Raw genomic sequence first — 13,053 nt, 5'->3', positions numbered from 1 at the left:
CTTCGCGGCGGCCTTCTCGGCGATCGGCTCCCGCGGATGCGATCGCGGTGTCGTGGTGATGGACGCCGCGGCGGAGGAGAAGGGCCGCGTCCGGGATCTCGCGTCGGCGGCCGGGCTCGCCCCCGAGCGGGTCAGCGTGCACGCCCATCTCAGCGCCGGGGGACCGGGCGTCCGTGCTGGATACGGCGAGCGCACTCGTCTCCCCGTCCGCGCTCAGCGCATTCCCGTGGCGGGCCGTCGAGGCGCTGGCCCTGGGCGTGCCCATCGTGGCGATGGCGTCGGCGGTCCACGAAGAGGTGCTCCTCGACGGCGCGCTCATCGCCCCCGTCGAGTCGCTTTCGGATGCCCTCGGGCAGGTCCTCGCCTCAGAGGAGAGCCGGAAGCGGTACGCGGTCCGCGCCGCTGATCGCGGCCGCGCATTCTCCTGGCGCGATCACGCAGAGCGGGTCTGGGCGCTGCACTCCGAGCTGTAACGGCGGGGCGCGGCAGCAGGGGACGACGCGCGTGTGAGAGTAGTCCGGGGCGTGCTGCGCCCCGGCGCTCCGCGCCCCCCGCACAACCTTGGTGAACATGCGTAACTTGCGTCACACTCGTCACATGCGTCCCGTCGGCCTCGAGCCCAGTCGTAGCCGCTGGGTTGCGATCCCAGCCTTGATCGCGCTCGCTGTGGGGCTGCTCCTTCCCGCGACGTCGACGACGGTCGCCGCGGCGGCGGAGCCCGCGGCATCGAGCGCGAGGGCGGCGGGTGTGGCGCAGGAGGCGGTGGCGGCGGGGATCGTGAAGGCCGCGGATCTCAGCCAGTTCGATCCGACCAACATCATCTCCGACCGGTTGTTCTTCGACGGCAACGCCATGACGTCCGCCGAGATTCAGACGTTCCTCGACCAGCGCATCGGCACGTGCTCCAACGGCAAGTGCCTGAACGTTTCGACAGCCAGCATCTCGTCCCGCGACGCGCGGGTGTCATCTTCCACCGGAAACCTCATCTGCAGTGCGATCCAGGGCGGCACCATGCGGGTGTCGGAGCTGATCTACCGCGTGCAGATCGCCTGCGGCATCTCCGCCAAGGTCATCCTCGTCACGCTCCAGAAGGAGCAGGGGCTGACCACCAGTCGCGCTCCGAGCGACTGGAACCTCAACGCGGCAATGGGACAGGCCTGCCCCGACACCGCGCCGTGCGACCCGGCGTTCAAGGGCCTCGGACCCCAGATCGTCGGCGGCGTCACTCAGCTCAAGACTTACTCGGCTGCCCGCTTCGGCAAGCAACCGGGGTCGAACTACATCCAGTACAACCCGAACGCGGGCTGCGGTGGAACGACGATCAACATTCAGAACTGGGCCACGGCGTCGCTGTACACCTATACGCCGTACCAGCCGAACGCCGCCGCGCTGCGCGCGGGGTACGGGCTCGGCGATGGCTGCTCGAGCTACGGCAATCGCAACTTCTACCAGTACTACGTCGACTGGTTCGGCTCCACGCGCGGCGGCTACGCCAGTCTGTTGCGCGACCCGGCCAACGGCGACATGTATCTCGTCTCGGGAACCACCAAGTACCGGTTCTCCACGGCCGAACGCGCGGGGCAGTTCCAGTGGATCGCAGGATCGCGCAACGCGGCCTCGGGAGAGCTCGCGACGTTCACGGACGGCGGGATCGCGCCCCGTGCCGTCCGCACGGACAACGGAGAGCTGTATCTGCTCGATAGCGGACGCAGGCTCCGTATCGCCTCGTGCGGGGTCGCCAGCGAGTACGGATGGGACTGCGCCTCCTTGCCGCTGGTGCTCCAGGCGCAGGTGGAGAACTATCCGAACGGCGGATTCCTGGAGCGCGCCGCCGTCACGCTGGGCGGAACCTGGCTCATCCAGGGCTCCACGCGGCGTCAGATGACAGACCTCGGGATCCTGCCGCGATACGGCATCCCTGCGGTCGCCACCGCCGTTTCCGACACGATGGGCGCCGAGTACGCAGTCGGAGATCCCGTCCTCGACCCTGGGATCTACACGGATCCGAGCGGCAAGATGGTCGCCGTCACGCGTGGCGGAAACTACTCCGTCCCCGCTTCATCTCGCGTCGCGGGTTTCACTGCGGCCGCGAAGCCTCTCGCCGCTGAATCCCTCTCCAGGATCGGTGTGGGAGCCGACCTTCCCGCCCGCACAACGGTCGACGGCGCGCAGTATCTCCTCGTTGCCGAAGGCTGGCTACAGGTCGACGCCTACGGATCGCTCGTCACCTTCAGCCCCCTGGCGTCGGGATCGGCCGACGGCATCCCGCGTGCGGGAGCCGCGACCGGACCGCATTTCGTGCGAGAGCAGTCCGACCCCACGGTCTATCTGATCTCCGCGGGGACCCGCCAAGCGGTCAGCGCTGCGGAGCAGAACTGGATCGTCGCCGCATACGGGGTGAACTCGCGCGTCTGGGTGACACTGGACGGTTCGCTGGGGCTGCCGCCCGTCGCGATCACTGACGCCATTGTGAAGAACGCGGCAGGAGCCGTGTTCCTCATCGATGGAGGCCGTCGTTATCAGTTCCTCGACTGCGCCCAGGTGGCCGACTGGGGCGCGCAGTGCAGCACGGCTCCCGTGAAGACCGCCGCGCAGCTGCAGGCGATCCCCCTGCAGGGTGCGCTGGAACGACTCGTTCGCAAACCCGATGGCAGCACCTGGCTCATCCAGTCCGGAGGGCGCCGGGAGGTTCCGGATGCACGCGTGCTCGCCCCCTACGGCATCGGATCCGCGTCGAGCGCCGTCACTGGTGCCACGATCGACGCCTTGTCGATCGGCACCCCCGTCATCGGTTCCGGCGCGTTCTCCGACGGCAACGGTCAGTACGCGCTGGCGACGCCAGGCGGCGCCTACCGGCTGACGGACGCGACCCGCCTCAGCGTCGTGACCGCGGGCATGCGCACGTTGACGAAGGGGAGTTTCGCGCTCCTCGGCGCGCAGCGTGATCTTCCGGTTCGGATGCTGAGCGACCGCCGGGCCTTCATCCTCACCGAGCTCGGATGGCTCGAAGTCGATCCGGCTCAGTACGGCGGTATGCAGCTGTTCACCGAAGTCGGAAGCGCGGGGTGGCTCGGGGTGCGACTGTACTCGTACGAATCCCGTCCGCACTTCATCCGGGAACGCAACTCGGGGCAGGAGTATCTGATCTCCGGCGGTTACGCGCAGTCTGTCGCCGACGCGGCCACCCACGCGTGGATCGTGGCGCGTTACGGGGTGCCCTCGTACACCTGGACCCTTGCCGCGGGCGGTGCGAGCGGGCTCCGGCTGCCGGTCGGTTCGCTCGTGAAGGATCCGAGCGGTGCTGTGGCGCTGGTCGACGAGGGTGCCTTCTACCGCCTCACCAGTTGTTCGGTCGCCGTTGACCTCGGCCGCGATTGTGCGGCTGCGACGACGATGAGTTTCGCGCAGACCGGTCTGAACGACCGCGGAACGCTGCAATCGCTCATCGTCTCCGGCTCGGGCAACAAGTGGCTCCTTCAGGGAGGGGTGCGCCGAGAGGTTCCTGACCCGGCGGTCCTCGCGCCCTACGGAATCGGTGCCAACGCGACCGCGGTGAGCAACACGCTCCTGCAGTCCTTCGCCGTCGGCGCCCCCGTCGTCGGCGCGGGGGTCTTCACCGATTCGGCCGATATGCGCATCATCACGGGCACGGGACGTGTCGTCGATGTACCGAGCGCGGCTCGGGTCGATGCAATCCGGGCGCGGGCGGTGGCGTTGAGCAGCGCGTCCCTCGCCAAGCTGCCGGCCAGCGCAACGCTTCCCTCTCGGGCCTCGTCCAACGGCGCAACCCTCGTGCTCGCGACGAACGGGTGGCTCCGCGTCAACGCGACGGACTATGGCTCGCTGGCGTTCTCCGCCACCCCTGCCGACGTGGTCGCGGCAGTCACCACCTCCGGAGCGGCGACCGGCCCGCATTTCGTGCGTGAAGCATCCGCCTCGCAGGTCTATCTCGCCTCGGGAGGATTGTCTCCCATGGATGAGCAGCAGCGCGCCTGGGTTACCGCCACCTATGGAGTTTCACCGACCGTTCAGATCGTGGCGGACGGCGCGCTTCGCTGACATCCGCGCCAGACGACAACAAGAACGCGGCGCACCACCCGGGAGGGCAGGTGCGCCGCGCTCTCGTTGCGAATCAGACGCCGAATCGCATCGGCACGACGTCGACGAGTCGAGGATGCGACCGATCCTTGTCGGACAGCTCGGCGTCCCCCAGCGGAATGGGCCAGGGGATCTGAACAGTCTCGTCGGCCAGATTCAGGAAGGTGTACTCCGCCTGCGCGGACCAGTGCTCGTTCACGAGATACGAGTATGCGGTGGCCGGCTCGAGCGTCTGGAACGCGTTTCCCACGCCCCGGGGGACGAAGACAGCGACCGAAGGGGAGATGACCGTCGTGTAAACCGAACCGAAGCCCGGACCTTCGCGCAGATCGACCCACGCGCCGAACACACTGCCCGTTGCGACGGAGATAAACTTGTCCCAGGGCTCAGCGTGAATGCCTCGCGTCGTTCCTGCGGCCGTGTTGAAGGAGATGTTGTTCTGGACAGGGCCCAGATCGGGCAGACCCAGACCCACCATCTTCTCCCGCTGCCAGTTCTCTTTGAACCATCCGCGGTTGTCGCCGTGCACCGGTACGTCCCAGCGCTGCAGTCCGGCGATGGTCGTCTCGTGGCGAGCGAGGGGCAATCCGAAGCGGAGAGCGTCGCTCACTGACCGACCTCCGCGTACTTGCGCTCGGTCTCCGCCTTCTGCGGGCGCCACCACTGCTCGTTCGCCACATACCAGTCGATCGTCGCGCCGATGCCCGACGCGAAGTCGGCGAACTGCGGCTGCCACCCCAGCTCATCGCGCAGCTTGGACCAATCGATCGCGTACCGCTTGTCGTGGCCGGGGCGGTCGGTAACCAGATCGTACGCGTCAGCGTCGCGGCCCATCCCCACCAGGATCATCTCGACGACCTGGCGGTTCGTCTTCTCCCCGTCGGCGCCGATGAGGTAGGTCTCGCCGATCCGGCCTGCATCGAGGATGCGAAGCACAGCCGAAGAGTGGTCATCCGCGTGGATCCAGTCGCGCACGTTGAGGCCATCCCCGTACAGCCGCGGGCGGACGCCGTCGATGATGTTCGTGATCTGGCGGGGGATGAACTTCTCCACGTGCTGACGGGGACCGTAGTTGTTGGAGCAGTTGCTGATGGTGGCCTGCACGCCGAACGAGCGCACCCACGCGCGAACGAGAAGATCGGAACCCGCCTTCGTGGACGAATAGGGGCTCGACGGGTTGTACGGCGTGCTCTCCGTGAACCGTTCGGGATCGTCAAACTCCAGGTCGCCGTACACCTCGTCCGTGGAGATGTGGTGGAAGCGTACGCCGGTGCGGCGCGCCGCTTCGAGCAGCGTGAACGTGCCGACGAGATTCGTCTGCACGAACGGGGCGGGGCCGGAGAGCGAGTTGTCGTTGTGCGACTCCGCGGCGTAGTGCACCACGGCGTCGTGCGCGTCGAAGAGCGACCCCACGAGATCCGCGTCGCAGATGTCGCCGTGCACGAGCCGGACGCGCTCGCGCGGGAGTCCGTCCAGGGAGCGACGGTCCCCGGCGTAGGTGAGCTTGTCGAGGACGGTCACCTGGTCATCGGTGTGCTCGAGAACGTAGTGGACGAAATTCGAGCCGATGAAACCGGCGCCGCCCGTCACAAGGAGTCTGCGCATGTATCCACGATAGTGCGTGACCGGTTTGGACCCCGCAGCAAGGTGAGCGAGACTAGAACCCATGCGTGGCATCATCCTGGCCGGTGGAACCGGTTCGCGCCTTCACCCCATCACGATGGGCGTATCGAAGCAACTGGTCCCGGTGTACGACAAGCCGATGATCTACTACCCGCTCACGACGCTCATGCTGGCCGGGATTACCGACATCCTGGTGATCACGACGCCGCACGACGCCGACCAGTTCCAGCGTCTGCTGGGTGACGGCTCGAGGTTCGGTGTCTCGTTGACGTACGCGCAGCAGCCGTCCCCCGACGGGCTCGCTCAGGCGTTCACGCTCGGTGCCGAGCACATCGGGAACGAACCGGCCGCGCTCGTGCTGGGCGACAACATCTTCTACGGCCCGGGAATGGGCACCCGTCTTCGCCGCTACACGCAGCTGACCGGTGCTGCCGTGTTCGGGTATTGGGTGGCGGACCCGACCGCGTACGGCGTTGTGGAGTTCGACGAGGCCGGCAGAGCGCTCTCGATCGAGGAGAAGCCCGAGGTCCCGAAGAGTCACTACGCGATCCCGGGGCTGTACTTCTACGACAACGACGTGGTGGAGATCGCCCGCGAGCTCAAGCCGTCCGCACGCGGAGAACTCGAGATCACCGATCTGAATCGTGTGTATCTCGAGCGCGGGGAGCTTCGCGTGGAGATCCTTCCGCGCGGCACAGCGTGGCTGGACACAGGCACCTTCGACTCCCTGAGCGAGGCCACGGAATTCATCCGCACGGTTCAGAAGCGGCAGGGGCTGTCGATCGGCTGCCCCGAAGAGGTCGCCTGGCGCATGGGCTGGCTCACCGATGACGAGTTGCGCGAACGTGCGGAGCCGCTGCTGAAGAGCGGCTACGGTCGCTATCTGCTCGAAGTGTTGCAACAGGGGCCCGTCCGCTAGAGACGTTTACAATCGTGGAGGCGCCGCGTACGCGTCGCCGCCACGGGCGGCCTGGGCGTCCCCGACGAGGAGTGAGATTGCAGACCGAGCAACGTGTCGAAGAGTTGTCGGCGCCCACGTTCCCCACAGACGGCAGGCGAGTCGTCTTCTACCTCCTCTACGACAAGCGGGGTGAGGTGGACGATTACATCGTCTACAAGCTGGAGCGATTGAAGGAGCACGCGGACCACCTGTTCGTCGTCTTCAACGGAATGCTCGGGGACGAGGGACGTTCGCGGCTCGAGTCCGTCGCCGACACGGTGTGGGAACGACCGAACGTGGGCTTCGACGTCTGGGGCTACAAAGAGGCGCTCGCTCACTTCGGTGAGGAGAGCCTCGCCGAGTACGACGAGCTCATCCTGATGAACTACACGTGGTTCGGACCGGTCCGCCCGTTCGCGCCCCTGTTCACGCGCATGGAGTCAACGCCGGCGCATTTCTGGGGGATGACCGATTACCCCGAGCAGGAGCCGAACCCGTACACCAAGAAGGGCATCCTGTACCGTCATCTGCAATCGCACTGGATCGCGGTCCGGCGCGAGATGTTCACGGGCGATGCCTGGCGTGCCTACTGGCGGGACATGCCGCAGATCACCACCTACGAGGACTCGATCCTCTCGCATGAGTCGCGTTTCACGCATCATTTCGAGGAGCTCGGGTACACGTCCGCGGTCGCGTTCTCGCACGAGGACTACCCGTCCGAGCATCCGGCGCTCCTCAACGCGGACCTGCTGATGGACGACGGTTGCCCCGTCCTCAAGCGACGAGCGTTCTTCCACTTCCCGCCCTACCTCGACCAGCACGCGGTCATCGGTCGTTGGACGATCAAGCGGGCCGAGCATCACGGGTACCCCGTGCGCCTGCTCTTCCAGAACCTGGCACGCAACTCCAAGCCCCGGGACCTGCACGCGGACGCGTCGATGCTCGAGATCCTGCCCGACGTCGACGTGTCGTTCGACCGAGACAACCCACCTCGCATCGCCGCCGCGGTGCACATCTTCTACGAGGAGATGACCGATGAACTGATGGATCGGTTGGTCATGCTTCCAGTGCCGTTCGATCTGTTCATCACCACGACCGACGACGCAAAAGCCGACCGGATCCGCGAGGTGCTCGATCGGCGGGGCGATGAGAAGGTCTCCTCCAAGGAAGTCCGGGTGCTTCCCTCCAACCGGGGTCGGGATCTCAGCGCCTTCTTCATCGGTTCGAAGGATGTGCTCGAACCGGGTCGCTACGACCTCGTGGTGAAGATCCACTCTAAGCAGACGGTCCAGAGCTCCTTCAACGCGGGTCGGTATTTCAAGCTTCAGCAACTGGATAACGTGCTGAACTCTGCCGGATTCGCCGCGAACGCCGTAGCGCTCTTCCAGAAGGAGCCCGGGCTCGGGATCGTGTTCCCTCCCATGATCCACATCGGCTTTCCCACCATGGGACGAGGCTGGTACGCGAATCGCGCACCGGCCGAGAAGCTCGCAGCGGAGCTGGGAATCAGGGTGCCTTTTGACGACGTGTCGCCCTTGGCCCCGTACGGATGCATGTGGATCGGTCGGCCGGAGGCTCTGCGTCTGCTCGTCGAGCATCCGTGGAAGTACACCGACTATGCTCCTGCGAAGAAGCACTTCGACGGCAGTCTCGCCCACGTCCAGGAGCGCCTCATCGCATACGCGGCGGCCGAGCTGGGCTACCACACCCGTACGGTGGCCAGCACCGAACAGGCCTCGATCAGCCACACCGCCCTCGACTACAAGCTCGATCAGATGGGCGCGACCATGCCCGGCTACTCGATCGATCAGATCCAGTTCCTGCATCGGGCGGGGTGGCTGGGCCATGGCGGCATCGTCGCCCTCACCCGGGTGTACCTGAAGCTCAACCATCCGCGTCTCGCGAAGCTGCTGAGCCCGTTGGAGCGTCCGGCGCGCACCGTGCACCACTGGTTGTGGCGCCTGCGCCACTGGGAGGAATGGAAGCGTTACCGGGAGGAGGCCGAGGATGACGTCATTGAAGGAGAGCTTCGATCCGAGAAATAACGCCATCGGGTTCCTGCGCTGGTTGCTGGCCTTCGCGGTCATCTTCTCCCACGCCGGCCCGCTCGCGGGTTTCTACGGAGGCCACGACCTGGGGACGCAGTTCAGCGACGAGCAGTCGCTCGGCGGCGTCGCCGTCGCGGGGTTCTTCTTCCTCTCGGGATTCCTGATCACGAAGAGTCGGCAGGGGCGAGCGTCGACGGGGCGGTACTTCTGGCGACGCATCATGCGAATCTTCCCCGGCTGGTTCCTCGTTCTGCTGGTGACGGCGTACGCGCTCGCACCCCTCGCCTGGATCCGAGAGCGCGGCTCGATCGACGGCTTCTGGACGGCCACCACCGACTCGCCCTTCACCTACTTCTCGAACAACATGTGGCTGCCCCTTGTGCAGCACAACATCGCCGGTATGGGCACCAGCCTGCCGTTCTACCAACTGCATGGCGGGTACGAATGGAACGGCTCCGCCTGGACGCTCGGATTCGAGTTCGCCGCATACATCATCGTCGGCGTCCTCGGTATCGCCGGTGGGCTGGTGCATCGCGCGATCGGCGGCGCCGTGGCGGCCGGGATCATCGGGCTCGCCATGATGCAGTGGTTCGGTTTCGGCAACGTGACCCAGGTCACGCCCGCATTCGGCGACTATCGGTTCCTGCTGCTGCTCGCCCCGTTCGCCTTCGGCATGATCTTCGCCCTCTTCGGCGAGAAGATCCCGATCGACAACAGGCTGGCCGTGGTGTGCATCGCGGTCGCAGGATGGACGTACGCCAAGGGCGGCTGGCTCGTCGTCGGACAGTATGCCTTCTGCTACGCGATCATCTGGTTCGCGATCAAGGCGAAGAAGCTGAACAACTGGGACAAGCACGGGGACTTCTCCTACGGGATCTACATCATCGCGTGGCCGCTGATGCAGTTCGCGGCGTTCTTCGGCCTCCAGAGCGCGGGTTGGCTGGTCTACCACCTCGTCATCGTCGCCGGCTGCCATGCTTACGCGTACCTGAGCTGGCATCTGGTCGAACGTCCCGCACTGCAGCTCAAGGACTGGACGCCGAAGTGGCTGGCCGTCGCGCTCGACCGAACGCAACCGCTGCGTCTCCGGGTGCTCGGGCGATTCGATCCCACCTACCCGGGCCGCGTGGCAGCGCGAACGCGGGCATTGTCGCTCAAGACGGGAGGTGCCGCGTGAGTGCGACGGGTGGTGCGGACGTCGTCCATGGTGCGCGGGTGCCGACGCCGAGATGGTGGCGTCCGTACCGCGATGTCCCTCTCGTGATCGTCGGCATCGCATCGCTCGTCGCTGCGATCGTCGGGTGGACGGTGCAGGCGCGTCTCGACGCCGATGCGGCCGTGATCGCACCGGTCACGAGTGACGACGCAGCGACGCTGGGCGGAGCCGCCTGCCGTCCCGCGTCGGAAGCCCCGGCCACGGAGCCATGGATCAGCGATCCGTCTGCCGCGAACGATGTCTGGCGACAGAACGCCGATGCGCTGGCGGGACCCGTCGTGAGCGGATTGGACGGATGGGCGTTCTACAACGACCAGGTCGAGTCGAATTTCTCGCAGGCCGTCGGACGCCGACTGCTGACCGTGACCGAGGTCGCGGCGTGGCGCAACTACTTCGCATCCATCGCGAAGGCCCTGGACGCGCGCGGTATCGAACTCAGCATCCAGGTGACGCCCTCGGCGTCGAGCGTGTACCCGGAAAAGCTGCCGGAATGGGCGCAGGGAGTGCGCGGCTCGACTCCGCTCGATCAGCTTCTCGCTGCATCGCCAGACCTGCCCATGGTCGACTTCCGACCCGAACTGCGTGACGCAGCGCGTGACGACGCCGTTTTCACACCCGTGAACAGCCACTGGACCGATTGGGGCGGATACGTCGGCTGGCAGACATATGCGCGTTGTCATGCTGCCCTGTATCCCGCAGCGCCCGCCGTGACCGTGCCTGAGACGGTCGGTGTGGAGTCCACCGGCATCTTCAACGAGTACGCCTCGTACGGGATCCCGGATGCCGGACCTGCGTGGACCGCACCCCGGTACGCGACGGAGCCGACTCCGATCGACGTGACGGACGGCGTCGGTGCGACGACGAGCGTCACCGGCGCCACTCCGATCGATCTGCTTCGGCTACCCGCGACGACGCGCGCCGAGAACCCGGCGTCGGCCCAGACCGCCCTGGTGTTGCGGGACTCGATGGGCAATGCCCTCTCGAGCCTCTGGGCCCATCAGTATGCCCAGACGTGGCAGATTCAGCATCGCTACGACGACTGGTCGAATCCGCCGAACTTCGCGACCCTGGTCGATCAGTACAAGCCAAACGTCGTCATCATCCAGCTCGCCGAGCGGCATCTCGTGAACGCGCCGCCCACCGGCAGCGGGTTCTGACCAGACCGGTCAGCCGCGCGACATCACTTCGCGGATGACGGTGGCGTCGCCCCAGACTCCGGGCGAATCGTAAGGGCGGTCAGGGAAAGCGCCGTACTCGAGCTTCAGGGCCAGAGAGTTCTCGGCGATGAACTCCTCGACCTTCGCGGCCAAGCTGACCGGAACACCCGTCGAGCAGTTGAGGGTGCCGACGACGTCTACGGCGTCGGTGAGCGCGGCCAGTTGCCGGCCGAGCTCTTCGACCCGGATGAAGTCGTACTCGTTGCGGCCCGATGTGAAGGGGAAGGTGCTGCGTCCCTCGTCGGCGGCTTCCAACAGCTTCGTGAAGATCGACTTGTTGCGGCGATCGTCGCCATAGATGTAGTACGCGCGAGCCCACGCCAGGCTGGTCCGCGGCGCGACGTCCACCTCGAGGGCTCGACGCAGAGCGTCCTTGGCGATGCCGTACAGCGACTTCGGGGCCGTCGGAGTGTCCGCCTCGATCGCGCCCTCCCAGTAGCCGATCTCGTGCATCGTGCCCAGCGCGACGATGCGGGCCACATCGGCGTCGGCCAGGGAACTGAGCAGCCGGTAGTGGGCGGAGAGCTGCTCCATGTGCGCGCGCGAGTTGTGGGTGAAGCCGTCCTTCCACGCGAGGTGAACGACCGCATCCGAGCGACCCCATGAGGGGATGTCGAACTCCGGGGCGAGGATGTCAGCCTCGAAACGGGTTGCGCGTGCATCGAGCAGGGTGGTCGAACCGGGTCGCACGACGGCAACGACCTCATGCCCGCGGTCGGCGAGTGCGCTGACCACGTGCGGCCCGAGATAACCGCCTGCGCCGGTGACGATGGTGCGTGGGGTGGGTCCGGTCACGATGCCTGTTCCTGTCGTTTGCGATACCAGTCGGCGTAGTCGCGGAGGCCGTCCTCCCAGTCGACGCGCGCCCGCCAGCCGAGATGCTCGGACGCCTCGTCCACGGTGCACCAGGCGTGACGGATGTCTCCCTCGCGGAACTCCCCGGTGATCACCGGGGACGGAGCACCGAAGCTCGCGGCGAGTGCGGAGGCCATCTCCAGCACCGTCGCCGGCCGGCCCGTGCCGATGTCGAGCGTTCGGACGCCGGGTTCGGTATACCCGTCTCCGACGACAGTGGCGAACGCGCGTGCCACGTCGTCGATGTGGACGAAGTCGCGGAGCATCTGACCGTCCTCGTAGACGCCGATAGGTATTCCCGCGGCCGACTGGCGCACGAACAGCGCCAGGATGCCGGTGTAGGGGTTGATCAGCGACTGGCCCGGGCCGTAGACATTCTGCAGTCGCAGGATAGTCAAGGCGACGTCGTACGCTCCGCACCACGAGCTGAGCAGCCCTTCTTGAGCCAGCTTCGTGACGCCGTACACATTCGTGGGGTGCTCGCGGGTGACACCCGCGCGCGTGACGACCGGCGACGCGTCGGGGAAATCCCATTGGCCTTGCTGCAGCTGCTGTCGACTGCGCTGGGGACGTGGCCCCGCTGCTCCGGTGCGTCGGTCGGTCCAGGTTCCTTCGCCGTAGACGGCGCGCGAGGACGCGACCACGATGCGGCGGGGACGAGCGTCGTGGCGGTCGAGTGCTTCGAGCAGTTGTGCCGTGCCGTCCACGTTGGTGCGGGTGAATCGTGTCGGGGAGGTCAGCGACAGCCCCGTATCCGTCTCTGCTGCGAGGTGGACGACGGTGTCGGGGTGCCAATCGTCCAGGACCTCGTCCCAGGCGCGCTCATCGACGATGTCGCCGACGACCAGTTCGGCGGCAGGGTCGAGGGCGGGCGGGCGTCCGGGAGTCTCGTGGATGCGGCGATTGAGCGAGTCGAGCGCGACCCAGCGCGCGGCGCTGGGTGCGGCGAGTCGTGACAACGCACTGCCGATGAAGCCTGCTCCGCCGGTGACGAGCACGCCGCCGGTTCGACGAGAGGGCATAGATCTCCTGGTTCGGATGAGCAGGGCGTTCGGC

Annotated in this window: 9 protein-coding genes and 1 pseudogene; 6 read left to right on the top strand and 4 right to left on the bottom strand. The window is 66.5% G+C overall.

The features are described 5' to 3' along the window. The first annotated feature begins 173 nt into the window (after positions 1–173). The gene (locus QE377_RS03100; protein WP_307319619.1) at positions 174–473 is read left to right on the top strand and encodes a glycosyltransferase; all 300 of its coding nucleotides are present in this window, start codon (positions 174–176) and stop codon (positions 471–473) included. 124 nt (positions 474–597) lie between these two features. After that, positions 598–4,059, top strand: a complete 3,462-nt coding sequence (locus QE377_RS03095; protein ID WP_307319618.1) for a hypothetical protein — start codon at positions 598–600, stop codon at positions 4,057–4,059. A gap of 88 nt (positions 4,060–4,147) precedes the next feature. On the opposite strand, the pseudogene QE377_RS03090 reads toward QE377_RS03095, so the two are convergent. Then, a pseudogene (locus QE377_RS03090) lies at positions 4,148–4,684 on the bottom strand (dTDP-4-dehydrorhamnose 3,5-epimerase family protein); the annotation flags it as partial. A gap of 20 nt (positions 4,685–4,704) precedes the next feature. Beyond that, a complete protein-coding gene (rfbB, locus tag QE377_RS03085) occupies positions 4,705–5,703 on the bottom strand; it encodes a dTDP-glucose 4,6-dehydratase (protein WP_307319617.1) in 999 nt (332 codons plus the stop codon). Positions 5,704–5,764: 61 nt separating this feature from the next. Here rfbB and rfbA point away from each other — a divergent pair, with 61 nt between their 5' ends. From rfbA to QE377_RS03065, 4 genes are all read left to right on the top strand, one after another. Then, a complete protein-coding gene (gene rfbA / locus QE377_RS03080) occupies positions 5,765–6,640 on the top strand; it encodes a glucose-1-phosphate thymidylyltransferase RfbA (RefSeq protein WP_307319616.1) in 876 nt (291 codons plus the stop codon). A 77-nt stretch (positions 6,641–6,717) separates the two neighbouring features. Beyond that, positions 6,718–8,706 (top strand): rhamnan synthesis F family protein, encoded by a 1,989-nt coding sequence (locus QE377_RS03075; protein WP_307319615.1) that lies wholly within the window; start codon positions 6,718–6,720, stop codon positions 8,704–8,706. Then, complete coding sequence (locus tag QE377_RS03070) at positions 8,669–9,886, top strand: acyltransferase (RefSeq protein WP_307319614.1); 1,218 nt, start codon at positions 8,669–8,671, stop codon at positions 9,884–9,886. The genes QE377_RS03075 and QE377_RS03070 overlap by 38 nt, the downstream gene beginning before the upstream one ends. Then, positions 9,883–11,082, top strand: a complete 1,200-nt coding sequence (locus QE377_RS03065; protein ID WP_307319613.1) for a hypothetical protein — start codon at positions 9,883–9,885, stop codon at positions 11,080–11,082. Before QE377_RS03070 ends, QE377_RS03065 begins: the two co-directional genes overlap by 4 nt. Positions 11,083–11,091: 9 nt before the next feature. Here the strand turns inward: QE377_RS03065 and QE377_RS03060 are convergent, their stop codons facing one another. After that, the gene (locus tag QE377_RS03060; RefSeq protein WP_307319612.1) at positions 11,092–11,937 is read right to left on the bottom strand and encodes an NAD(P)-dependent oxidoreductase; all 846 of its coding nucleotides are present in this window, start codon (positions 11,935–11,937) and stop codon (positions 11,092–11,094) included. Then, a complete protein-coding gene (locus QE377_RS03055) occupies positions 11,934–13,019 on the bottom strand; it encodes an NAD(P)-dependent oxidoreductase (protein ID WP_307319611.1) in 1,086 nt (361 codons plus the stop codon). The genes QE377_RS03060 and QE377_RS03055 overlap by 4 nt, the downstream gene beginning before the upstream one ends. Between the last annotated feature and the right edge of the window lie 34 nt (positions 13,020–13,053).

It is taken from the genome of Microbacterium sp. SORGH_AS_0862, from assembly GCF_030818795.1.
Classification (GTDB): domain Bacteria; phylum Actinomycetota; class Actinomycetes; order Actinomycetales; family Microbacteriaceae; genus Microbacterium.
Note: the sequence above shows the minus strand (reverse complement) of the source record. Positions and strands in the feature narration are given on the sequence as shown.